Source organism: Halopenitus salinus (genome assembly GCF_055397165.1).
Genome location: NZ_AP043853.1, coordinates 1,872,637 through 1,893,454, shown reverse-complemented (window position 1 = coordinate 1,893,454; position 20,818 = coordinate 1,872,637). Strand labels below are relative to the sequence as shown.

Below are 20,818 nucleotides of genomic sequence, written 5' to 3'. Positions count from 1 at the left end.
GTCACCGACGGTCACAGCGTTTGCCAACTGGCGAGGGTATTTTGGTCGTGGGTGCCCACGAACGCGTATGCCCGAGGAGCCACGCGCCGACCGACGATCCCCGGTCGGGGAACCGGTCGTCCGTTCGGACCCGGAGATCACCGGCGAGCGCGCCGCCGAGGCGATCGGTTTCGATCCCGACGACGAGGAGAGCGTCGCGGAGGCGAGCGAGGTCGTCCACCGGTTCGCCACCGGCGACGTCGGCGGGGACGATCACGTCCTGATGTTGCGCGGGGCCGCGGCGTGTGCCGCCCTCGTTCGTGGGCTCGGCTCCTACAAGCAGGCGGCCGAACGCGCCGGTGACGGCGTCTCCGTCGCGTTCATCCGCAAGTGGGCGCGCGTACACGATCTGCCACAGGCGATCCGACGCCACGTCGCCCGCGGCCACATCGCGCCCACGGCCGCGAAACACATCGCCCGTGTGAACGGCGAGAACCGATATCTGATCGCCTGGGGCGTGCTGGACGGCGATCTGACGGTTCGTGACGTTCGGTCGATCGCCTCGGACGTGAACGACGGGACGGCGATCGAGGACGCGATCCGCGATCACGGCGTCACTCCGGGACGGATGAGCCTGGACCTCCCGGCGGACGTCTACGTCGACCTCCGCAGGGAGGCGTCGATGCGAAACGAGCCCCCGGAGACGATCGTCGCCGAGGCGCTCTCGAAGCACCTCTCCGAGGAGTGAACCCGGCGACGCCGAGCGGACGTTCGGGTCCGAAACCGGCGTTTCCAAAGGTCTTTGCCCCTCGCGATCCACGTCGAAAGTGATGGATGACGTCGTGCGGGCTCGTGATGCCGCACGCGAGGCGCTCGCCGACGTGGAGCCGACGCGTCTCCGTACGGTCCTCGACGACAGGCTCGTGGATGCGGCCGTGACGCCGGGCGTTCTCGCGATCGTCACCGCGCGAGCGCTCGCTCCCGAGATCGCCGCGGATCGGGTCGCCGAACGTGCGGCCGGCGTCCAGCTCATCTACGAGGGGCTCAGACTCACGCGTCGGCTCGCCCACGAGGAACCCTGGTTGACCGCCGAGGGGTCTGCGGACATCGACGCGGACCTCGACGTGCTGGCCGCGGACGTGCTCGTCTCCCGCGGGTTCTCGCTCCTCTCGCGGACCGAGGCCGCCGGCGCCGCCGTCGAGGTCGTCCGTTCGTTCGGCCGCGATCAGACCCTTCGTCGCCGCCGCGACGCCGACGTCGACGCCCTCGATCGCAACCTCGAGGAGGACGTCTTCGAGCTCGCCGTCGTCGCCGGCACGACCGCGGTGGGAGGCGATCCGCCCACGGAGCTGCTCGCGTACGCCCGGGAGCTGGCGGCCGACTACGACGGCGGGTTCCCGCCCGCCGGACAGGCGCTCTCCGACGGGACGGCCGACCGGATCGCGACGCTGTCCGAGGAGCGCGCGTGACCGCGATCGGTCGGTGGCGACGAACCGCCATCCCTCCCGCGATCCGTCGACCGTGTGAGGACGTCGCGGTGGTCGATCGGATCGAAACGCCTAAAGACGAATCCGGCCAACCACCATCCGCGCCTGGGTAGCTTAGCGGTAAAGCGCGTCCTTGGTAAGGACGAGAGCCGGGGTTCAAATCCCCGCCTAGGCTCTTTCCTCCGTACACTCCTTGTACGAACACTTTTCTGACTACAGTCGTCTGAACGAAACCCGTTCAAGATTCGCTTCTCTCGCTAAACAGGGCATCCCTCGCCGTAATGCGATTCGGTGATGTATCAGGACACATAAACTAATTCACAGACAGCGACGGATTAGACCCGAAATCGACCGGGGGCGCGTCCCCTCAAGCGACACCCCGGATTTCGCTAACCCGCGCTCACGGAGGGATGACTGAATCGTAGTCAGTAATGTGATAGAAATGCTCCTCGATGCGGCTATCCACGTCGGTTACGCGGTGAGTGAGCCTCCGCCGAAACGATTATTGGTAAGACCAGCGTATTACGTCTATATGTCTGAAGCAGCTACGAATGACGACGGTGGGGACGACATCGCCACGGTCAACTTCAAACTCACCGAGTCGTTCCTCGAACAGATAGACGACACGTGGCAGGGACGCGGGTTCAACAGCCGGAGCGAGTTCATCCGGTACACACTTCGGGACGCCGTTGAGTTCCCGACGTTCGACCGCGACGAACTCGTCGCCCTGCTCGAAGCCGAGGAAGACATCCGCGAGGGACGAACGACGAGCGCCGAGGAAGCCCGCGAGCGGTTCGGCACGAGCGATGAGTGACGACGGGTGGACGTGGGAACTCTCCACGACCGCCGAAGACGACCTCGACGGACTGTCCCCTACCGACCAAGACCAGATACTCGACAAGCTCGATGAAATCGTCTCCTCGCCGTGGCGCGACCCGCCGGACTACGGTGAGCCGCTCCAGAACAGCCCGTACAAGAAGATACGCGTCGGGGAGTTTCGGCTCTCAGTGAGCTTCCGGCAGGACGACGGGCGGCTCGTCGTCGCACGTATCAAGCGTCGGGGCGGCGCGTACACCGCTGACGACGACTAGGTGACGAAAGGCCCTCGATGTGGGGAGTTACCTTCGGTAAGTACTGGCGAAGCAAAGCTCGCTCTGTACAGGCTATTAATTAAGTAGGTTCGCTAAGATTGTATTGCTACCCTCTCCCAGATGAGTTGGAATATTGCTAATCTTTTTAAAAGGAAAGACGGGAACCGTCCACCAGTAGATATTCTCGGCCTTGTAGCTGGATTGGTGGTGTTTGCAGTCATTTCGTTTTGGTTAGCCTTTCTGGTTCCATTCTCAGGGCCGGCCATTGAAGCGGGAAGCAGCTATCAGATACTTGCCGGCTTACAATGGGTTGTCGCAGGGGCTATATTTATTTTCTTAGCAATTCGAATATATCAGCAGAGACGTATCGGTTGGTATGGGACACTCGCAGTTGCAGTATTCGCATTAATTCGAGCGACACTTGATAGCTTTACTTTTGGTTTAGTTCCGGTAGTCTATATCGCAATACCGTTGGTTGTAATCATATTCTTGCTGATTCGCCGTGGCCTATTTTTGAACGGATAGTTCACACGCTCTACTTTCCAGCTGATTCACCACCGCATATCTGAAGCCAACATGGTACTCCCCAGTCGATGAAGTGGGACACACGTATGAACTATACAACACCCCTCACAATTATGATGTGTCGAATAGGACAACACTCACCCGAACACGTTTGTCGTTTTCCGGTGTCCACAGACGGCATACGGGGCCGAATACCCAATTCTTTTATAAGTAGCGTTGCTAATAGAGAGATAAGAAGCACGCAAAGTGGGCGTTTGCGGCAACGGTAGCCGCTTTCAGGGCCGAAGGCCTCCTCGGTAAAGCAAGTCCTTGGTAAGGACGAGACCCCGGGTTCAAATCCCGGCCTAGGCTCTTTCTGCCGTACACCCCTCGGGCGTACATCTTCATGACTGACTTGTCCGAATAGATCTCCGACTTTTATTTTCGTAGATTCCGTATAAGTAACTGAAACGTTTATCTCCTCTCGGACCCTTTATATACGTGATTCTCGCCGAACCGGCCGTTTGAGCCACGTTCGAGGTTTGGACGACTATTTCCTGAGAATACACGGAGAGAGCAATGTCAACAGATACACGATCGCCAGAGAAGCAACCAGTCCACGGTATCGACGTGGCCGCCCACGAAGAGTTCCTCGCGTTCGCCGAGGAGAATCCGGAAGCCGTCCAGTTCGTACTGAGCGCGGTTGGTACCGACGAGGGTCGCGTGCTGCATACCCGCTCGAAGACGCAGTCGTATTCGCTTGGCGGCCAAGAGATCGACCGCTTCGGTCGCGAGTACACCCAGCACTTCGGCGGGCACAAGGAGGTCGAAGAGCACGTCGGATTCGTCGATCCGACGGACAGAGAAGAGGCCATAGAGGTCGCCCTCGCTGCCCTGACCGGGTGCATCAACGGCTCGATCTCGCTGAGTGCCGTACAGTCCGGCGTCGACATCGACGACCTCGAGACGACAGTCTCGGTCGACTTCGACCCGTCGGTGTTCCTCGGACTGGGGGAGGTCAACGATGCTGACGGAGCCCCGACGAATATGTACGGAGACCTTCAGATAGACGTCCGTGTCAGCGGTGCGGACATCGACGACGAGACCCTCGACCGGATCCGGGGATGGGTCAATCGCTCGCCCGTGTACAATCTGATGACGCACGGACACGAGGCCACGCCGCAGGTGTCCTTGAAATCCGAACGGGCGAGCTAACGTCCCAACGCCGGGATTCCCGCTCCCTAACGCCGGGATTTCCGCATCTTCACGCACGGGACGTGGTCGGCGATCCACTTCGTCGACTTCAACGATCCACTTCGTCGACCGGAGCGGACGGGAAGCGGAACCCACCGGATCGTCGCGTGGGCTCCAAGGTCGTCGTTTCGAGTTGGTAGGCTCTATCCGTCGCCTTGATCGCCTCGATCACTTCCTCGGCGATCTGCGTCTCCTCCTCGAGGTCCAGAGACTGGAGAACGGTCGCAAGCCGCTCCGTGGCGTCCCGGATCCGTTCCGGACGGCGTCGGCGTGAGTCGACCGCGATCGTATGGTCGTGCGAACGGGTCATGTTCGCCGAAGGGGGCCCTACCGGTGTAGTAATGATGTGCCTACCGGTTCCGCTCCGGTCGCTCCGACCGCATTACGTCCCGCCGAGAACCCGGTCCCAGAGTCCGGGAAGGTCGTCGATACGCCTCCAGCCGGCCGCCTCGTCGACGTCCTCGTCCACGATCGTGATCTCCGAGAAGTACTCGTCGAGGACCTCGGCACGCTCCATCGCCAGCGGCGGAGTGCAGTAGTCCTCCTCGATCCAAACCGCCTCACCGGTCTCCGGATCGAAACGGGCGCGCTCCAGAGCGGTCGTCAACGCGCGGCCGAACGGGTCCATTCGTTCGATCTCATCACCGTCCAGTCGGTCGCGCAGTTCGGGGAGGCGCTCCCGGTTTGGGTTCGCACGGACGAATCTGTACGCCATATCCCCCGATACGGGGCCACCGGACAAAAACGCATCAGCGCGGCGATCGATCCTCGATCGTGAGAGATATACATATCGAGGAACGAATCGTTAAATACTTCGGCCGATTACTACCGAATTGGTAATCATGTCGGGAAACGGCGTCGAGAGCCGATCACGGGTCTGTGAACTCGAGTTTCAGGTTCACGGCGGGGAATACCCGTTCGTGAGCGTATCCGAGGAGGAGGACTGTACGCTGGCGCTCACGGAGATGTTCCCGCGCCCCGACGGCCGATACGCCGAGTTCTTCAACGTACGCGGGACGGAGCCCTCCCGGATACTCGAACGGGCCGGCACACACGATTCCGTGGAGGCGTCGATCGTCGCCGAGTACGACGACGGGGGGCTTCTCGAGTTCGTGGTTTCGGACAGCTGCCCGGCCTTCCGGCTGGCCGAGCTCGGCGCGCTGCCGCGAGAGGTCGAGGGGCGGGACGGGAGCGGTCACATCGTGGCCGAGGTCCCGCCGGGAACGGACGAGTCGGCGGTCGTCCGATCGTTCGTGGACGAGTACCCGGACGTCGAGTTCGCCGCCAAGCGGAGAAAGGACGCCGTCGAACCGCGCTTCACCCGATCGAGGATCCCCCGGGTGCTTCGCGAGAACCTGACGGAGCGGCAATACGAGGTGTTACGGACCGCCTTCGAGAGGGGCTATTACGACTGGCCGCGCGGCTGTACGGGCGAGGAGATCGCCGACGATCTCGAGATCACGTCGGCGACCTTCTCCGAACACATCACGGCCGCCGAACGAAACGTGCTTTCGGCCCTCTTCGCCGAACGCGATCCCGAAGACGCCGACGTGTCGTGATCGAATGGGACGGTGACCGGATGGGCGTCGGCATGACCGGACGGGACGTCGGACGGGAGATCGACGATCGGGATCTCAAGCACCGTCGTCGGCGTCCGGCGGTGTAACGACCGTTCGACCGTCCGCGTGAACGGTGACCTCACACCCCTCGAAGTGAAACGTCACGCGTCCCGTTGAGGACTGCCGAGTTCCGGCCGAGACGGGCTCGAAGAGCCGATCGAGCGCGTCGGGATCGATCGACTCGTACAGCGGATCCATCCGTCTCGGATCCTCGTCGATCGCCTCCGAGACCGCCTCGATCACGCGCATGGACGGCGATTCAGCGGGCGGGTCGCGGTCCGGTGACCGATTCGGCACGGTCGTCGACCCGGGGTCGTCGGACGAATCCGGTTCGGCCGTCGGATCGGATTCGGCTGCCGGATCCGATCCGGAAGTCGGATCGAATTCAACCGTCGGATCCGATCCGGAAGTCGGATCGAATTCGACCGTCGGATCCGATCCGGAAGTCGAGTCGGTTCCCGTCCCGTCCTCGCCTCGAGTGGTGTCGCGTGGAATCATGGGTCGTGTACCGGTCGAGCGTCCCCCGTTTGAGAGGAGGACGACGGGACGGTTAACTCGAGTCCCTACAGCTCAAGGTCCCCGAGGGGACGGATCACCGACGCCGCCAGTTTCGGTACCCGAAGATCGAGCTCGTCGCGACCAGTCCCCCGGTGAGAAGCGAGACGGGTTCGAGCGGGCCGCCCCGCGTGGGCTCGACGTTACGTTCGAGAATCCGGGTCTGGGGGTCGCTCGTGGTCGTGTTTCCGGCGCCGGAGTCCGACTCGGCGTCGGCGAACCGAACGGAGCCGTCGGCCTGTCCGGTACTCGTTGCGACCCGATAGGTGGCGGTGACGGTCGCGGAGCCGGAGGGCCGATCGTTCACGGCGACCGTCGACGTGTCCGAGGTACCCGGGGGGACCTTCGAGATCACGGTAGTGGGTAGCGACGAGCCGACCGTGGCGCCCGAGAGGACGACGTTTTCGATCGGCGCGTTTCCGTGGTTGTTCACCCGATATCGGAGGACGGTCGAGTCGTTTTGCTCGATCGCGGTCGCGTGAACGGTCACGTCCTCCCGGAGGGGCCGTACCGTCACGTCCTTCGAGAGGGTAACCGTCTCCCCGTCGCCGTACTGCAGGGTGGCGTTGATCGACTGCTCTCCGGGCGTCGTCGGTCGAACGTCGAACTCGAAGGTGCTCGAGTTGTGCGTCCCGAGAGCGGGTCGCAGTTTCGTTCGGTCATAGGTGCCATCGAGCCCGTGCAGCCGAACCGAGAGATCGGTGAGTTCGTCGTCGCCGCCGTTCGAGGCGACGACCCGGACGGTCGATTCCGAACCGACGGTCAGCGCGTCGGATTCGACGTTCAATCGCGGGTCCGTCTCCGTCGGCGTCGAGGGTTCCCAGACCGAGACGTACGTCGGACGTTTCGTGTGAATGATCTGAGTCAGCCGACCGTCGGAGTTGTACTGGACCCCCCGGACGTGAACGGTCAGCTTGTGGTGGCCGGACGCCGACGGCGTCGCGGTGAGCGGCACCTCGATCGAGTCCCCGGTTCCGAGGGTGCCGAGGTCGCTCGCGGTCGCATGGCGCGTTCCGCTCGCGTCCGTCACGGTCACCTGTGTCACCTCGAAGCTCCCGCTTCCCGAACTGGAGTGTCTGATCGTGGGAGTGACCGTGATCGTGTCCCCGACGACCGGTTCGTCGTCGGAAACGTCCACCGACCCGACGGAGACGTGTGGCGGGGCGGCGGCGGCGACGGGCGCCATCGTGGCCAGAAGTACCGTACATGCGAGAGCCGCACCGAGCGCGACTCGGACCGTGCCGTTTCGAACTGCGCTTGGCATCATTTTTTAGGCTAACCTAAAAGAATAAAGCCCCATCGATCTTTAGGTTAGCCTAAAACAGGGAAGGGAAAGTCGACCCGGGACGAAGGACGTTCGTCTCGAGACGTCGACGGCGGGCGCTCGGATTGAACGTCCCGGGCCAACGACGGGATTTCGCCCGACCCCCGCGTTGTTTAGGCCCGCCTAATATTCGAAGGCGATTTATGCTTTTAGGTTAGCCTAAGTCATATGACGAAGCGATCCCTCGGGGAACCGACGGCGTGTGGATCGACGGGACGACGGGACGGGCGTGCTCCGACCGCAGGTGGCCGTCGATGAGCGTGGACGCCGATCACGACGTGGCCGTCGTCGGTGGCGGGCCGGCCGGCTGTTCCGCGGGCGTGTTCACCGCGCGGGAGGGCCTCGACACCGTCATCTTCGATCGCGGCCGGTCGTCGATCAAGCGGTGTGCACACCTGGAGAACTATCTCGGATTTCCCGGCGGTATCGACGTCGAAACGCTGTACGGACTGATGCAGGACCACGCGGAGACGGCCGGGTGTACGGTGATCCAGGATCGCGTCGAGTCGATCGATCGGCTCGACGACGGTGACGGATTCACGATCGATCGCCAGGAGGGCGAGACGGTCAGCGTCCGCCGCGTCGTCGCCGCGACCCGCTACGGCGGCGAGTACCTGCGCGGACTCGACGACGATGCGGCGATGTTCGAGACGTACGAACACGACGGCGAGTCGAGCGAGCGCTTCGATCGCGAATACGCGGATCGCGACGGGACGACGCCGGTGGACGGCCTCTACGTCGCCTCCCCGTCCCCGGAGGCGGACACACAGGCGATCATGGCGGCCGGACGCGGCGCGCGCGTCGCGCGACGAGTGATCGCCGACGCCCGGTCGGATGCGGGACGGTGGGAATCGGTCGCCGAGGGCGTCGACTGGATGCGTCGAGAGTCGACGGTCGACGGGAAGTGGACGGAGCGGGCGGGCTGGATCGAGTGGTTCGACGAGCATCACGGCGAGTCGGCACCGGTCGATCCCGACTCGGAGCGGTTCGAACGCGTCCGGGAGGCGTACGTCGACGATCGGCTCTCGGCGTACCTCTCCGACGAGAAGATCGACTCGCGCGCCGCGCGAGGACGGAAAGCGCTCCTCGAACACCTCGATCCGACCCTCGAGGAACTCGATCCGGAGCCGGAGACGATCGTCGATTCGGTCGGTACGAGACGTCTCCTGGGGGCGATCGACGTCGCGGAGATCGAGGCGCACCTCGAGGAGAGGACCTCTCAGACGGGGGCGGGAACGCGATGAGCCGTCAAAACGTGGGTACGGACCACACGGGGAGAACGCGCACGGACCGGCGGTTCGGCTGGCTGTTCGACCCGAAGCTCCTCACCACGGCGATGGGAAGCCTCGTGGTCATCACCGTCGCGGGGCTGGTGCAGGTGAGCTTCGGGGCGTACTCGATGACCTTCACGCAGGCGTGGAGCGCGGTCTTCGATCCGAACGTCCTGTTGAACGGGCAGGTGTGGAACGCGTTCCTGTTCGGCGGAGAGTTACCCGAGATGAGCCGCGAAAGCCTGATCGTCTGGAACATCCGGCTTCCCCGGGTGTTCGTCGGGATGCTCGTGGGGATGAACCTGGCAGTGTCGGGGGCGATCTTCCAGGCGATCACCAGAAACGAGCTTGCGAGTCCGTTCATCCTCGGCGTCTCCTCCGGCGCCGGATTGATGATCCTGTTGACGCTCGTGGTCTTCGGCGGGCTCTCCGCGTTCCTCCCGGTCATCGCCGCGGTCGGCGGCGCGGTCGCGTTCCTGATCGTCTACGCGATCGCCTGGAAGAACGGCACCTCGCCGGTCCGGCTGGTGCTCGCGGGCGTGATCGTCGGGACCGTCTTCAACAGCCTGCAGACGGCGCTGTTCTTCTTCGCCGACGACATCGGGATCGTCCAGTCGGCGATCGCCTGGACGACGGGGTCGTTGACGGGGACGGACTGGGAACAGGTCCGGCTCGCGCTCCCGTGGTCCGTCGTTGCGGTGCTGCTCGCCGTCGCCGGGTCCAGACAGTGTAACGTGTTGTTGCTCGGCGAGCAGACCGCGAGGTCGCTCGGAATGTCGATCGAGAGGGTGCGCTTCGCCCTGTCGGGAGTCGCCGTCCTGGCCGCGGCCGCGAGCATCGCGGTCGCCGGGATCGTCGGCTTCGTCGGGCTGATCGTGCCGCACGTGGTTCGAAACCTCGTCGGAAGCGACTACAGGAAGGTGGTCGTCGGCTGTCTGTTCGTCGGCCCGGCGTTGATGGTCGGAGCCGACGTCGGCGCGCGGCTGGCGCTCAGCCCGGTTCAGATCCCCGTGGGGATCGTCACGGGGCTCGTGGGCGGCCCCTACTTCCTGTATCTGATGCGGAAGCGGCAGAACATGGGTGAGATCTGAGATGACACGCGACCAGAACGCGATGGAGGCGGCACGAGACGTGAACGCGATGGAGACGGCACACGAGCGCAACGCGTCGACGGACGGATCGGCCGCCAGCACCCTCGCCGGCCAGGAACTCGTGTTGGAGTACCCGACGGCGGACGATCCGATCATCGACGGCGAGACGATCGTCGCCGAGACGGGGTCGGTCACGGCCCTCGTCGGTCCGAACGGGTCCGGAAAGAGCACGCTGTTGAAGGGGCTCGCAAAGCAGCTTCAGCCCTCCGAGGGCTCGGTACTGATCGACGGTCGGGACGTCGACGCGATGGACACGAAGGAGCTGGCCCGACGGCTGGGCCTCCTCTCCCAGGAGCGCACGTCGCCGGAGGAGATCACCGTCGAGGACCTCGTGTACCACGGACGGTATCCCCACCGCGGGTTCTTCGAGCACGTGAGCGACGCGGATCACGAGGCGGTCGATCGGGCGATCGGGCTCGCGGGGTGTGGACACCTTCGCGACCGTGAGATCGGAAGCCTCAGCGGCGGACAAAAGCAGCTCGCGTGGATCGCCATGGCGCTCGCCCAGAAGACGGACGTGCTCCTCCTCGACGAGCCGACGACGTTCCTCGATCTCCACCACCAGCTGGAGGTGATGGAGATCGTCGAGACGCTCCGTGAGGACGGCGACATCACGGTGATCATCGTCCTCCACGACGTCGAGCAGGCCGCGCGGTTGGCCGATCGGGTGGTCGCGCTCAAGGACGGCGCGATCCACGCGCGTGGAACGCCGGAGGAGGTCATCACGAAGGAGCTACTCGCGGAAGTGTTCCGCGTCGACGCCGAGGTGGAGACGACCGACCGGGGACCACGCGTCACCCCGCTCCGTGCTCGACACGGGAAACCCGCGTCGGGAGAAAGCGACGGTCCGGTGGAGAGCGTGCGGGCGGACGACGACTGAGCGATGCGGGGCTCGAGGCGACGCGCGCCGCGGTCGAAGACCACCGACGATCCTGCCCAGGACTATTTGGCCGGCCTAAAAATCGGAACCCATATATTGTTTTAGGTGAGCCTAAAAACATGGGAGAACACGTCCCGAACGGGGAACGATCGACGCGACGCGAGTATCTGAAATACGGCGGTTCGGTCGTCGGAGCCATGGTGCTCTCGGGCTGTCTCGGCGGAGGCGGTTCCTCCTCCGAACCGGCCTCGGCGGGAGGGGACTCGACGGCCGAACCGAACGAGGAACCGGACGAGCAGCCGACCGAGGGGCCCGACGGGGAGTCGAACGAGGAGCAGGACGGGGGAACCACCGAGGAATCGAACGAGATCGACCCGTACACCGTCTCCATGGAGCCGGTCGGCGAGGTGACGTTCGAGTCGGTGCCGGAGCGGTGGGTCGCATACGACGGCGGGTTCGCGGACATGGCCGTCGCGTTGGGACGGGGCGACGGACTGGCCGGCGTGGGGAACGCCGACCGGTACTACACGTACGTCTACGACGAGCTTCCCGGCGTCGAGGTCGAACGCGACGCCGTCGAGGCGTACCCGGAGGTCCGAACCAAAGAGGAGTTCTACGAGCTCGACGCCGACGTCCACCTCTATGACCCGCAAATGCTCGTCAACTGGTTCGACTGGGCGGAGGCGGACGTCGAGGAGATCCGCGAGAACGTCGCGCCCTTCTTCGGGAACCTGATCTTCCGTCGCTCCGACGAGTGGCACGACTACCGGTACTACACCCTCTACGAGGCGTTCGAGCTGGTCGCGGAGGCGTTCCGCGAGCGCGAGCGGTTCGAGGCGTTCGCCGAACTGCACGAGGAGTTCATCGCGGAGGTACAGACGCGGCTGCCGCCGGCCGCAGAGCGGCCGAACGTCTTCCTCACCTTCGAGGGTACCGACGAGCCCGAGACCTTCTCGCCGTATCGGCTGATCGACAAGGGAACGAGCAAGAAACAGTGGCTCGACCTGGGGGTTAACGACGCGCTCGCGGGAACCGACATCGAGAACCTCAGCACCACCAACCGCGGCGAGCTCGACTACGAGAACCTCCTCGAGATCGACCCCGACGTGATCCTGGTCCGCGGCCACGAGCGGAAGTCGCCGACGGAGTTCCGCGAGACGGTCCTCGCCTACATGGAGGACCACCCCGTCGGCGGGGAACTGTCGGCCGTCCGAAACGGCCGGGTGTATCGGGGCGGTTACCTCTATCAGGGCCCGATCCACAACCTCTTTTTGACCGAACGGGCGGCCAAACAGCTGTACCCCGACGAGTTCGGCGAGGTGACCGACGATACGAAGCTGTTCGACCGCGAGCGCGTCGCCGACATCGTCGCGGGGAATCTCGAGGAATGAGCGACGATGCCGACGGACCGCCGGAGACGCCGACGAGGCGGTCGTACCTGAAGGCCGGCGGGTCGGTCCTCGCCGCCGGACTGCTCGCCGGCTGTACCGGCGAGACGGGAGAAAACTCGGTCAACGGCTCGGATCCGGCGACGACGAGTTCGGAACCGACGGCGGAATCGACGACGGCGGAATCGAGCACTGACACCGATGCCGGTACCGAGGACGGGTCCTACGCGGTCTCGATGTCGCCGATGGGGGAGGTCGCCTTCGAGGAGCCGCCGGAGACCATCTTCACGCGGTTGACCCACCACGCGGGCATGGCCTTCGCGTTGGGACGTGGTGACTCGATCACGGCGATGCACGCGCCCGAGTACTACGACGGGCTGTGGAACCAGTTCGTCAAGCGCCTCCCGGGAGTCTCGCTCGATTGGACCGGGCTGTACTCCTCGTGGGAGCCGAGCAAGGAGAAGCTCTACGAGCTCGACAGCGACGTCCACCTCGCGGACCCGGCCTGGATCACGAAACAGGACGACTGGAACGTGGACGAGATCGAGGAGATCGCCGCCACCGTCTCGCCGTGGTTCGGGAACTCGTTGAGCGATCGACACGCCGAACCAGCCCCGGCCTACGCCGACGGCTACGAGTACTACACGCTCTGGGAGCAGTTCGAGCTGGTCGCCGAGGCGTTTCGAGAGCGGGAGCGGTACGACGCCCTCGCGACGGTCCACGAGGAGCTGTTGGCGACCATCGAGGACGGCCTCCCCGTCGAGTCCGAACGCCCCTCGGCCGTGATGCTGGCGTCGGCCGATCTGAACGAGATCTACGCCTACACGCTGAGCAATCCCGGATTCTTGACCGCCCACACGCGGCCGCTCGGCGCCCGCGACGCCTTCGAGGGGTCGGTGGAATCGAACTCCGTGGTCGACTTCGAGACGCTGCTCGAGGCCGACCCCGACGTCATCCTGTTCCTCGGCGGCTTCGAGCCGGGGACGAGCCTCCCGAGACGCCGCGAGGCGTTCCGCTCCGACCCGGTGGCCTCGGAGATCACGGCGGTCCAAACCGGCCGGATGTATCCGCAGGGAGCCAGGTACCAGGGGCCGATCCTCAACCTGTTCCAGCTCGAGATGACCGCCAAACAGCTGTATCCCGACGCCTTCGGCGAATGGCCCACCTACGAGGAGGGACCGTATCCGGAGATCCCCGCGGAGGAGCGGCTGTTCGACCGGCAGCGCGTCGCCGACGCCATCAACGGAAACGTGTAGGGGCGTGACCGACGGAATCCGGTAGGGCGCGCCATCGACGGAAGCGCGTAGATGGGTCGGCGTACCTGAACCCCGCGGCGACCCCGTGAGAAAAGGATTAACCGTCGGGGGCCGAACCCCCGTTCGGATGCAGGTCACGCTTTTGGGAACCGGCGACACGACCGGGACCCCGACGGTCGGCTGTACGTGTGAGACCTGCCGGACCGCCCGCGATCGCGGGATCTCCAGATCGCGGTTCTCGGTCCACGTGCAACACGAGGAGACCGGCGAATCGCTGCTCGTCGACTTCAGCCCCGACTTCCGCCAGCAGTTCCTCGAGAACGACGTGCCGCTTCCGGAGGCGGGGATCGTCACCCACGTCCACTTCGACCACCTCGACGGGCTCGGAAACGTCTATCGCGTCCTCGACTCGCTCACGGTCCACGCCCCGAGCGAGGTCGACCCCGTCACCGAGGAGAGCGTCGCGGGGACGATACGGAACAAGTTCCACTACCTCGAGGACCGGGTCGGCGTCGCTGCGTGTGATCCCTTCGAGCCGTTCGAGACCTGCGGGTTCGAGGTTCGGTTCGTCCCGGTCGACCACCCGCCGCTTCGCTGTTACGGCCTCGCGGTCGAGGAACCGGAGACGGGCGCCAAGCTCTCCATCACCGGCGACACGAGCTACGACGTCCCCGAGCGCTCCCGAGAGATACTCGCGAACCCCGACCTGCTTTTGGCCGACGCCATCGTGCCGGCGTCGCTTTGCGATCGCCACCCGATCGGCGGGCGTCACGAACGGCCCGACGGAACGCCGCGGACCTTCGGGACGAAGCACATGACCCGCGAGGGAGCGCTCGACCTCGCCGACGAGCTGTCGGCGGACCGGACGCGCCTCGTCCACCTGGCGCACTTCTACCCGGCGGAGGAGGCCTTCGAGGAGCCGCTCGCGGTCGACGGCGAGCGGTATCATCTTGAGTAGCTACGGACGAGCGACGCTTTCGACTCCGAGAGCGTCACCCAAGCCGGTCGAGTCGCGATTCAGCCGAACCGATCGAGCCCCGACTGACGCCGAGGGGCGGAGGAAGGATCGCGGACCCAGGCCGAGTTCGCCTCGCGGAGCGCCTCGCAGTCGATCGCGGGCGGATCGTCGCTGTGATAGGCGCGACAGCGCTCCCCGCAGTCCGATCCGGGATCGACGACGCGCTCGAACCGCTCGCAGTACGGCCGGCCGTCCGCCGTGCCGGTCGCGTGGGCGCACGCCGGCGGGTCGGGTCGCCAGCCCCGTCCGTAGGCGCGTTCGGCGATCCGGCGTCGCTTTCGGGCCTTCGCGTCCGGGCTCACGATCGCCACGTCGGTGCGGAGACCGTGGTCCTCGCCGATCTCGACGCCGGGATCCTCGGCGGGAAGCGTCGCCGCCTCGCGGACGACGCGGCGGTCGCCGGTCCGGGGATCGACGCGGCGGACGCCGACCGCCTCCGGGATCCGGTTGAGGTGGGCCCGCGTGACGTGGGAGGCCGTCGCGAGCCACACCTCCTCGAAGAGCCCGAGCGCGACGTCGAACCGGAGCTGCGACCGGAGGTCCCCCGGCCGGCCCAGGTCGGGTTTGTTCTCGATCGCGACGAGCCGGTCGAACCAGTCGTCCGGATAGCGGGCGGTCGCGCGGACCAGATCGCGGCCGTTTCGACGCTCGCGTTCGAGGTAGCCGACGTCGACCGCCCGATCCACGACGCCGCGCGCGCGGTCGGGCGGGAGGTCGAACGCGTCGGCGACCGGAACGGCGGTTCCGGGACCGACTCCCGCCTCGAGGGCGGCCGGCGGGATCGAGTCGGCCGTGATCGCCGCGCGGTCGTCGAATCCGGGTCCGGGCTCGAGGACGCAGACGTCGACGATCCTGGCGCCCGGGGTCGCCACCGCGCCGCCGAGCTGTCGGGCGACGACGCGGTCCTCGCGTTCGAGCGCGGCACAAAGCGCCAGCTCGAACTGGAACTCCGAGTCGAACCGGTCGGAGTCCTCGGAGCCGTCGGAGCCGTCGGTCCGGCCGTCCATGTCGGCACGCGGCGGGCGACGGAGAAAAACCCTCGGCGGCCGTGGCGGCGTCTTGGACGCCCCGGACGCCTCGGACGCCTCGGGCGTCGATCCGTCTCCGAAACCCGTATTCACGGCGAGGGCCTACGGCGGATATGCGTCCCGTCACGCGAAATCTCGTGATCGCGATCGTCGTGGTCGTGGTCGCGCTGCTCGCGCTCGGCGCCCTCCCGAGCTACCTCGGTTCCGGCGAGCCGTACCACCTCACAGCCGAGGAGACGACCGCCGAGGGGCCGGCGGTCGACGTCACGAACGTCACCGACCGCCGGTACCCGTACCTCACGGAAGCCCTCGAGTCCGAGGACGGCCGCTCGGCGGGGTACCGGGAGGGCCCCTTCGGGATCAAGGAACACTTCACCCACACGCCGTTCGACGAGGTGGACGCCCTCCGCCAGCGCAGCTCCGCGGCCGTCGCCGAGGACGGGCGAGTGCTCGTGAGCCACGAGGACGAACGCTACTACCTCGAGGTCACACAGGGGGGCTCATGAGCGACGATCGACCGATCGATCACGAGCCGAGCGCCGACCTCCGGGACGTGGACGCGTTTCGCGACGGCCGCCTCCACTCGCTGCCGGGCGAGCCGGAGTGGCCGGTCCGGGAGGTGGCGATCGAGTACGAGACCGGGTGGCTCACGGCGGGCTACGACCGCGTCGAGCAGCCGGACGGCACCGAGAAGGACTACTACTGGGCGGAGCTGCCGCCCGCGACGGTCGTGGTCGCGCTCGCGGAGGGCGACGTCCTCTTCGTCGAGCAGTACCGCCCGACGATCCGGCAGCGGCAGCTGGAGCTTCCGGCGGGGATCGTCGAGCCCGGCGAGTCCTACACGGCGGCCGCCGAACGCGAGCTCGCCGAGGAGACCGGGTTCTCGCCCGCGAACGTCGCCCTGCTTCAGGAGGTGTGGTGTTCGACCGGCGTGCTCAGACACCGCCGGGGATACGTCGTGGCGACGGGACTCGAGCCGGTCGAACGGAGCCTCGATTCGAACGAGTTCCTCGAGCCGCGGGCGGTGCCGGAGGGGGAGGCGCTCTCCGTCGCGCGGGCGCCCTCGTGTAACGACGCGACCCTGGAGGGCCTGCTGCTCGCCAGGGAGGACGGATTCCTGGAATAGCCGTTGACGATCGGCGGTCGATCGCGGCGAAACCGGACGTTCGTTGGGGTTTTTGCGCCATCGGTAGCCTATTAGGCGGCGGCCGCATAACCGGGGAGCGATGACGCACCACTCTTCGGGCTCCGTGTTGTTGAGGGAGGATCCGCCGCTCGATCTCCGGCTCTCGGAGTCGGAGTTGGAAGCGGCCCGCGAGCGAATCGTCTCGTTCATCGCCGAGACGGTCGAGGCGGCCGGCGCCGACGGGGCCGTGTTGGGCCTCTCCGGCGGGATCGACTCGACGCTCACCGCCCACCTCGCGGTCGAGGCGCTCGGCGAGGACGGCCTCCACGGGATCACGATGCCGGCCACGGTCAACGACCCGGAGACGATGAGCGACGCCGAACGCGTCGCCGAGAACCTGGGGATCGACTACGACGTCGTCGAGATCGATCCGATCGCGGAGACGATCTTCGATCGCTATCCGGAGGCGGCCGAGGACACGACCGCGAAGGGGAACGTCTACGTCCGGACGCGGGCCGTGCTCAACTACTTCGTCGCGAACGCCGAAAACCGGATCGTCCTCGGGACGGGAAACCGGTCGGAGGCGGCCACCGGCTACTTCACGAAGTACGGCGACCAGGCGGTCGACTGCAACCCGATCGGCAACCTCTACAAGATGCAGGTCCGCCAGCTCGCCGCCCACGTCGGCGTCCCACACGACCTGGTGATGCAGACGCCGACCGCGGGCATGTGGGTCGGCCAGACCGACGAGGAGGAGATGGGCGTCGACTACGACACGCTGGACGCGATCCTCGCGGTCCACGTCGACGGCCCGCTCTCGAAGGACGCGACGGCCCGGGAGCTCGGCGTCGAACCCGAGCAGATCGAGACCGTCGTGGACCTCCACGAATCGAGCGCGCACAAACGTCGGATGCCGCCCGCGCCCGAGCGGTAGCCGGATAGGAGATAACGCCGGATAGGAGATAACGGTAGCACGAACGGAGGAAGGGACGGACCGTCAGCGGCTCGCGGCGTGCGCGTGGACGAACTCGCGGAGGAGCTTGCCGGCGAGCGCCGCGGCCTGCCCGTCGTCGCGGTCGTTCACCTCGACGACGTCGAACCCCTCGGTGTGAGGAGCCACGGCGCGAACGACCTCTCGCATCTCGCGCGCGTCGAGGCCGAACGGCTCCATGGTGCCGGTTCCGGGCGCGTACGCCGGGTCCGCCGCGTCCACGTCGACCGAGAGGTAGACCGACTTCCCGTCGAACGGCTCGCGTTCCGAGAGCGACCGCGCCCACTCGCCGGCCTCTTCCGGGGGAACGACGGTGACGTCCGCCGCCTCGGCGCGGTCCCACTCCTCGGGCGAGCCCGTTCGCGCGCCGATCACGTGGGCGTGATCGACGACCTCGAGCGCACGGCGGGCGATGCAGGCGTGGTTCCAGGGGTTCCCGCCGTAGGACTCCCGCAGGTCGAGGTGGGCGTCGACGACGACGAGCGCGTCGGGTTCGACGGCCTCGACGCCGGCGCAGGTCACGGTGTGTTCGCCGCCCATCGCCACCGGGACGGCGCCGTCGAGGACGGCGCTTCGAAGCTCCGCGGCGAGGTGGTCGAGATAGTCGCGGACGTCGTCCCAGGGGTGGACGTCGCCGGCGTCGTGGACGCCGAGATCGGTGAATCGGCTGTCGGTCGCGCGGTGGTAGTCGTCGTAGGATTCGGAGAAACGCCGGATCCGGTCCGGTCCGAACCGGGTGCCCGGCTGAAAGGTGGTCGTGGCGTCGAGCGGAGCGCCGACGACCACGTAGGAGGCAGCCTCGCGATCGGTCGTCGCTCCGGGAAACATCTCGACTACCCGACGATCTTGCGCTGTCCCTCGTACTCGAGGTACTCGATCTCGTCGTCGGAGGCGAAGTCCTCGTCCTCGGGGATACGCATCGTGAACGTCTCGTAGGTGTCGAGATCCATCACCTGTGCGTCGTTGCCGGAGACCGAGACGACCTGGCCCTGCTTGCGCTCGATGATCGGGACCCACACCTTCGCGTCGACGGGCTGGGAGAGCGACCGCTTCCTGTCGTCGAACACGCCCTTGCCCTCGATGCGGGCCTTGGCGCTGCCGTGTTTGCCGGGCTTTGCCGTACTGTAGTGGTTGATCTTACACGGCGATTCGTCCATCATCACGTAGCTGCCCTCCTGCAGTTCGCGAACCTGCTTTTGCTCACGAGGCATGTCCTCCGGTTCCCACGCAGCGGGTATAAACGGTTTGGAACGCGCCGAAGGCGTTCGAAACGGGTGAGGAGGGCGGGACGCGCGGCTCCCGGGATAGGTCACTCCTCGTCGTCCGAGTCCGGCGGCACGAACTGGCCGGTGATCAGGTAGCTCACGAGGAAGAAGACGATGAACCCGGCGCCGACGGCGGCCACCGACTGCACGACGAAGGGAATGTCGTGGTACCACGCGTATCGGTCGACCACGACGATCGCCGCGATCGCGGCCACGATCGCCTTCTGTTCGTCGGTCGGGTCCCGCACGAGTCCCACGAGGTCCTCCACGAGTTCGTTGACGAATCCCATCGGTCGCTCGATCCTACGGCGGGGAGCCGGAACCGTCTTTCGTTCGGAGTGGACGTCCTGTGGGTGGCTCGGGTCCGGGGAAGACGGTCTCGCGTCAGGGGGAGGGAGTCGGCGCGGCCTTCTGGAGGGCGGTCTCCGCGACGTTGCCCCCGTAATCGGCGCTCCGGAGGACGGAGTCGACGACGAGCCCGAGCAGCTGGGCGCGGGCCGGATCGAGATCGCGGAGCAGTTCGTCGATCTGTCGAACCCGGTCGTCGATGTCCCTGACGTGCTCGCGCGCGTCGTTCGCCAGCCGGGTCGCGGCGTCGCTGTCGGATTCGAAGAGGGCGTCCATCGCCGTGTCGATCACGTCCTCGGCCTCCTCGTGGAGGTCGCCGATCGCGTCCAGGACCTCCTCCGGGAGCGGCTCCTCGATGTTGAGCGTCAGGTGGGCGATCTTCGTGGCGTGATCGCCGATCCGCTCGAGCTGGCGGGCGCTCGAGTGATAGTCGAAACAGACCTCCCGGGGGAGGCCGAGCTCCTCGGCGGCCTTCGGGGTCCGGAGCGTCGAACGGAAGATCCGCGAGACGACCATCCACAGCCGGTCGAGGTCGTCGTCGCGCTGGATGACGTCGCGCGCGAGGTCGTCGTCCAGCTCGCGAAGCGCCGAGAGGGCGTCCTCGAGCATCGACGTCGAGATGAGCCGCATCCGGGTGACCGCGTTGTGGATCGACAGCTCGGAGGAGTCCAGGAGGTCCCGGATCACGACCCGGTCGCGCGTCTCCTCGAGGACCTCCAACCCGACGAGGCTCTGTGTGGCCTCGCGGATGGTCGAGCGCTGTTCGGTGGTGATCTTCGAGCCCTCCAGGGCGATGACGTCGAACCCGCTCACGTACATCGTCATCACCGCCCGGGTGAGCTCGCGCTCCTCGAGGTCCGTGATGTCGAGCGTCCCCTCGGTCCGCTCGGCCTCCGAGCGCGGGCTGAGGAGCAACGAGTCGCCGTCGGGATAGAACTCGACCTCGCTTCCCGCCTCGACGTCGTTCTCGTTCGCCCACCCCTTCGGGATCGAGACCGTATACGTGGATCCGCCGGTGACCTGCACCTTTCGGGTCTCCATGTTCGATACTCTATCGAGACTATGTATAAAGTTGTCTGAGTATATATCGTCTGCTCTACCGCCGTGTCTCGCCGTCGAGTCGAGGGACACACACGAATTAGACGCGTCTCCGACCCAGGATATGTGGATAGAGACGTTCACAAACATATCTATATATAGTCGTTATAGTAGAATATTTATGGGCACGCGACCCGTCGATCGAACGATGGAGGAAGACGAGCCCGACGTCGAGGCGGGGTCGG

The 20,818-nt window shown here is 65.9% G+C and carries 25 protein-coding genes and 1 tRNA gene; 17 read left to right on the top strand and 9 right to left on the bottom strand.

All coding sequences use genetic code 11. From position 1 onward, the window contains the following. Positions 1-67 precede the first annotated feature (67 nt). The 7 genes from ACZ5YD_RS11235 (at position 68) to ACZ5YD_RS11205 (ending at position 4,276) form a co-directional block, all read left to right on the top strand. Positions 68-727, top strand: a complete 660-nt coding sequence (locus ACZ5YD_RS11235; protein ID WP_379744581.1) for a DUF7119 family protein — start codon at positions 68-70, stop codon at positions 725-727. A gap of 82 nt (positions 728-809) precedes the next feature. Beyond that, positions 810-1,448 (top strand): DUF7114 family protein, encoded by a 639-nt coding sequence (locus ACZ5YD_RS11230; RefSeq protein WP_379744583.1) that lies wholly within the window; start codon positions 810-812, stop codon positions 1,446-1,448. Positions 1,449-1,569: 121 nt separating this feature from the next. Continuing rightward, positions 1,570-1,641: transfer RNA gene (locus ACZ5YD_RS11225), tRNA-Thr, on the top strand. Positions 1,642-1,998: 357 nt separating this feature from the next. Beyond that, on the top strand, positions 1,999-2,280 hold the full coding sequence (locus ACZ5YD_RS11220; RefSeq protein WP_008307424.1) for a ribbon-helix-helix domain-containing protein: 282 nt from the start codon (positions 1,999-2,001) through the stop codon (positions 2,278-2,280). Then, the gene (locus tag ACZ5YD_RS11215; RefSeq protein ID WP_379744585.1) at positions 2,273-2,557 is read left to right on the top strand and encodes a type II toxin-antitoxin system RelE family toxin; all 285 of its coding nucleotides are present in this window, start codon (positions 2,273-2,275) and stop codon (positions 2,555-2,557) included. Before ACZ5YD_RS11220 ends, ACZ5YD_RS11215 begins: the two co-directional genes overlap by 8 nt. 120 nt (positions 2,558-2,677) lie before the next feature. Beyond that, positions 2,678-3,082: a hypothetical protein gene (locus tag ACZ5YD_RS11210; protein ID WP_379744587.1), complete on the top strand. Its 405-nt coding sequence runs from the start codon at positions 2,678-2,680 to the stop codon at positions 3,080-3,082. 558 nt (positions 3,083-3,640) lie between these two features. Continuing rightward, the gene (locus ACZ5YD_RS11205; RefSeq protein ID WP_379744589.1) at positions 3,641-4,276 is read left to right on the top strand and encodes an OsmC family protein; all 636 of its coding nucleotides are present in this window, start codon (positions 3,641-3,643) and stop codon (positions 4,274-4,276) included. An 88-nt stretch (positions 4,277-4,364) separates the two neighbouring features. Here the strand turns inward: ACZ5YD_RS11205 and ACZ5YD_RS11200 are convergent, their stop codons facing one another. After that, a complete protein-coding gene (locus ACZ5YD_RS11200) occupies positions 4,365-4,625 on the bottom strand; it encodes a hypothetical protein (protein ID WP_379744591.1) in 261 nt (86 codons plus the stop codon). 72 nt (positions 4,626-4,697) lie between these two features. Next, on the bottom strand, positions 4,698-5,030 hold the full coding sequence (locus tag ACZ5YD_RS11195; RefSeq protein WP_379744593.1) for a hypothetical protein: 333 nt from the start codon (positions 5,028-5,030) through the stop codon (positions 4,698-4,700). A gap of 127 nt (positions 5,031-5,157) precedes the next feature. Between ACZ5YD_RS11195 and ACZ5YD_RS11190 the strand changes: the two genes are divergently transcribed. Then, positions 5,158-5,874, top strand: coding sequence for a helix-turn-helix domain-containing protein (locus ACZ5YD_RS11190; RefSeq protein ID WP_379744595.1), 717 nt, complete (start codon positions 5,158-5,160; stop codon positions 5,872-5,874). Between the two features lie 75 nt (positions 5,875-5,949). Here ACZ5YD_RS11190 and ACZ5YD_RS11185 read toward each other — a convergent pair whose 3' ends face one another. Further along, a complete protein-coding gene (locus ACZ5YD_RS11185; protein WP_379744597.1) occupies positions 5,950-6,432 on the bottom strand; it encodes a HalOD1 output domain-containing protein in 483 nt (160 codons plus the stop codon). A 94-nt stretch (positions 6,433-6,526) separates the two neighbouring features. After that, a complete protein-coding gene (locus tag ACZ5YD_RS11180; protein ID WP_379744599.1) occupies positions 6,527-7,753 on the bottom strand; it encodes a COG1361 family protein in 1,227 nt (408 codons plus the stop codon). A 314-nt stretch (positions 7,754-8,067) separates the two neighbouring features. On the opposite strand from ACZ5YD_RS11180, the gene ACZ5YD_RS11175 reads away from it, so the two are divergent. The 6 genes from ACZ5YD_RS11175 (at position 8,068) to ACZ5YD_RS11150 (ending at position 14,717) form a co-directional block, all read left to right on the top strand. Further along, on the top strand, positions 8,068-9,057 hold the full coding sequence (locus ACZ5YD_RS11175; protein WP_379744601.1) for an NAD(P)/FAD-dependent oxidoreductase: 990 nt from the start codon (positions 8,068-8,070) through the stop codon (positions 9,055-9,057). Beyond that, positions 9,054-10,175 (top strand): FecCD family ABC transporter permease, encoded by a 1,122-nt coding sequence (locus ACZ5YD_RS11170; protein WP_379744603.1) that lies wholly within the window; start codon positions 9,054-9,056, stop codon positions 10,173-10,175. The genes ACZ5YD_RS11175 and ACZ5YD_RS11170 overlap by 4 nt, the downstream gene beginning before the upstream one ends. Before the next feature lies 1 nt (position 10,176). Next, positions 10,177-11,115: an ABC transporter ATP-binding protein gene (locus ACZ5YD_RS11165; protein WP_379744605.1), complete on the top strand. Its 939-nt coding sequence runs from the start codon at positions 10,177-10,179 to the stop codon at positions 11,113-11,115. A gap of 119 nt (positions 11,116-11,234) precedes the next feature. Continuing rightward, positions 11,235-12,506, top strand: coding sequence for an ABC transporter substrate-binding protein (locus ACZ5YD_RS11160; protein ID WP_379744607.1), 1,272 nt, complete (start codon positions 11,235-11,237; stop codon positions 12,504-12,506). Continuing rightward, on the top strand, positions 12,503-13,759 hold the full coding sequence (locus ACZ5YD_RS11155) for an ABC transporter substrate-binding protein (RefSeq protein ID WP_379744610.1): 1,257 nt from the start codon (positions 12,503-12,505) through the stop codon (positions 13,757-13,759). Before ACZ5YD_RS11160 ends, ACZ5YD_RS11155 begins: the two co-directional genes overlap by 4 nt. Before the next feature lie 127 nt (positions 13,760-13,886). Continuing rightward, positions 13,887-14,717 carry an MBL fold metallo-hydrolase gene (locus ACZ5YD_RS11150; protein WP_379744613.1) on the top strand — a complete coding sequence of 277 codons (831 nt, stop codon included), beginning with the start codon at positions 13,887-13,889 and terminating at the stop codon, positions 14,715-14,717. Between the two features lie 59 nt (positions 14,718-14,776). Here the strand turns inward: ACZ5YD_RS11150 and ACZ5YD_RS11145 are convergent, their stop codons facing one another. Beyond that, positions 14,777-15,784 (bottom strand): DUF5787 family protein, encoded by a 1,008-nt coding sequence (locus ACZ5YD_RS11145; RefSeq protein WP_379744615.1) that lies wholly within the window; start codon positions 15,782-15,784, stop codon positions 14,777-14,779. A gap of 134 nt (positions 15,785-15,918) precedes the next feature. On the opposite strand from ACZ5YD_RS11145, the gene ACZ5YD_RS11140 reads away from it, so the two are divergent. The 3 genes from ACZ5YD_RS11140 (at position 15,919) to ACZ5YD_RS11130 (ending at position 17,865) form a co-directional block, all read left to right on the top strand. Next, positions 15,919-16,311 carry a hypothetical protein gene (locus ACZ5YD_RS11140; RefSeq protein ID WP_379744618.1) on the top strand — a complete coding sequence of 131 codons (393 nt, stop codon included), beginning with the start codon at positions 15,919-15,921 and terminating at the stop codon, positions 16,309-16,311. Beyond that, positions 16,308-16,931: an NUDIX hydrolase gene (locus ACZ5YD_RS11135; protein WP_379744621.1), complete on the top strand. Its 624-nt coding sequence runs from the start codon at positions 16,308-16,310 to the stop codon at positions 16,929-16,931. Before ACZ5YD_RS11140 ends, ACZ5YD_RS11135 begins: the two co-directional genes overlap by 4 nt. 100 nt (positions 16,932-17,031) lie before the next feature. Further along, entirely contained in the window at positions 17,032-17,865 is an 834-nt protein-coding gene (locus tag ACZ5YD_RS11130; RefSeq protein ID WP_379744624.1) for an NAD+ synthase, read from the top strand. 63 nt (positions 17,866-17,928) lie between these two features. On the opposite strand, the gene speB is transcribed toward ACZ5YD_RS11130, so the two are convergent. The 4 genes from speB to ACZ5YD_RS11110 all read right to left on the bottom strand — a co-directional run bounded on the left by speB (position 17,929) and on the right by ACZ5YD_RS11110 (position 20,576). Continuing rightward, the gene (speB, locus tag ACZ5YD_RS11125) at positions 17,929-18,750 is read right to left on the bottom strand and encodes an agmatinase (RefSeq protein ID WP_379744627.1); all 822 of its coding nucleotides are present in this window, start codon (positions 18,748-18,750) and stop codon (positions 17,929-17,931) included. A gap of 5 nt (positions 18,751-18,755) precedes the next feature. After that, positions 18,756-19,133, bottom strand: a complete 378-nt coding sequence (locus ACZ5YD_RS11120) for a translation initiation factor IF-5A (RefSeq protein ID WP_379744630.1) — start codon at positions 19,131-19,133, stop codon at positions 18,756-18,758. Positions 19,134-19,231: 98 nt separating this feature from the next. Next, positions 19,232-19,477, bottom strand: a complete 246-nt coding sequence (locus ACZ5YD_RS11115; protein WP_379744633.1) for a hypothetical protein — start codon at positions 19,475-19,477, stop codon at positions 19,232-19,234. Between the two features lie 94 nt (positions 19,478-19,571). Next, positions 19,572-20,576, bottom strand: coding sequence for a PhoU domain-containing protein (locus ACZ5YD_RS11110; RefSeq protein ID WP_379744636.1), 1,005 nt, complete (start codon positions 20,574-20,576; stop codon positions 19,572-19,574). Positions 20,577-20,818: the final 242 nt, after the last annotated feature.

Bases quoted from the DNA above. Each gene is read 5' to 3' on its own strand.
- ACZ5YD_RS11120 (WP_379744630.1), bottom strand. From the start codon at position 19,133: ATGCCTCGTGAGCAAAAGCAGGTTCGCGAACTGCAGGAGGGCAGCTAC.
- ACZ5YD_RS11150 (WP_379744613.1), top strand. From the start codon at position 13,887: ATGCAGGTCACGCTTTTGGGAACCGGCGACACGACCGGGACCCCGACG.
- ACZ5YD_RS11220 (WP_008307424.1), top strand. From the start codon at position 1,999: ATGTCTGAAGCAGCTACGAATGACGACGGTGGGGACGACATCGCCACG.
- ACZ5YD_RS11190 (WP_379744595.1), top strand. From the start codon at position 5,158: ATGTCGGGAAACGGCGTCGAGAGCCGATCACGGGTCTGTGAACTCGAG.
- ACZ5YD_RS11170 (WP_379744603.1), top strand. From the start codon at position 9,054: ATGAGCCGTCAAAACGTGGGTACGGACCACACGGGGAGAACGCGCACG.
- ACZ5YD_RS11115 (WP_379744633.1), bottom strand. From the start codon at position 19,477: ATGGGATTCGTCAACGAACTCGTGGAGGACCTCGTGGGACTCGTGCGG.
- ACZ5YD_RS11205 (WP_379744589.1), top strand. From the start codon at position 3,641: ATGTCAACAGATACACGATCGCCAGAGAAGCAACCAGTCCACGGTATC.
- ACZ5YD_RS11195 (WP_379744593.1), bottom strand. From the start codon at position 5,030: ATGGCGTACAGATTCGTCCGTGCGAACCCAAACCGGGAGCGCCTCCCC.
- ACZ5YD_RS11200 (WP_379744591.1), bottom strand. From the start codon at position 4,625: ATGACCCGTTCGCACGACCATACGATCGCGGTCGACTCACGCCGACGC.
- ACZ5YD_RS11140 (WP_379744618.1), top strand. From the start codon at position 15,919: ATGCGTCCCGTCACGCGAAATCTCGTGATCGCGATCGTCGTGGTCGTG.
- ACZ5YD_RS11210 (WP_379744587.1), top strand. From the start codon at position 2,678: ATGAGTTGGAATATTGCTAATCTTTTTAAAAGGAAAGACGGGAACCGT.
- speB (WP_379744627.1), bottom strand. From the start codon at position 18,750: ATGTTTCCCGGAGCGACGACCGATCGCGAGGCTGCCTCCTACGTGGTC.
- ACZ5YD_RS11110 (WP_379744636.1), bottom strand. From the start codon at position 20,576: ATGGAGACCCGAAAGGTGCAGGTCACCGGCGGATCCACGTATACGGTC.
- ACZ5YD_RS11180 (WP_379744599.1), bottom strand. From the start codon at position 7,753: ATGCCAAGCGCAGTTCGAAACGGCACGGTCCGAGTCGCGCTCGGTGCG.
- ACZ5YD_RS11155 (WP_379744610.1), top strand. From the start codon at position 12,503: ATGAGCGACGATGCCGACGGACCGCCGGAGACGCCGACGAGGCGGTCG.
- ACZ5YD_RS11135 (WP_379744621.1), top strand. From the start codon at position 16,308: ATGAGCGACGATCGACCGATCGATCACGAGCCGAGCGCCGACCTCCGG.
- ACZ5YD_RS11145 (WP_379744615.1), bottom strand. From the start codon at position 15,784: ATGGACGGCCGGACCGACGGCTCCGACGGCTCCGAGGACTCCGACCGG.
- ACZ5YD_RS11185 (WP_379744597.1), bottom strand. From the start codon at position 6,432: ATGATTCCACGCGACACCACTCGAGGCGAGGACGGGACGGGAACCGAC.
- ACZ5YD_RS11175 (WP_379744601.1), top strand. From the start codon at position 8,068: ATGAGCGTGGACGCCGATCACGACGTGGCCGTCGTCGGTGGCGGGCCG.
- ACZ5YD_RS11160 (WP_379744607.1), top strand. From the start codon at position 11,235: ATGGGAGAACACGTCCCGAACGGGGAACGATCGACGCGACGCGAGTAT.
- ACZ5YD_RS11165 (WP_379744605.1), top strand. From the start codon at position 10,177: ATGACACGCGACCAGAACGCGATGGAGGCGGCACGAGACGTGAACGCG.
- ACZ5YD_RS11130 (WP_379744624.1), top strand. From the start codon at position 17,032: ATGACGCACCACTCTTCGGGCTCCGTGTTGTTGAGGGAGGATCCGCCG.
- ACZ5YD_RS11235 (WP_379744581.1), top strand. From the start codon at position 68: ATGCCCGAGGAGCCACGCGCCGACCGACGATCCCCGGTCGGGGAACCG.
- ACZ5YD_RS11215 (WP_379744585.1), top strand. From the start codon at position 2,273: ATGAGTGACGACGGGTGGACGTGGGAACTCTCCACGACCGCCGAAGAC.
- ACZ5YD_RS11230 (WP_379744583.1), top strand. From the start codon at position 810: ATGGATGACGTCGTGCGGGCTCGTGATGCCGCACGCGAGGCGCTCGCC.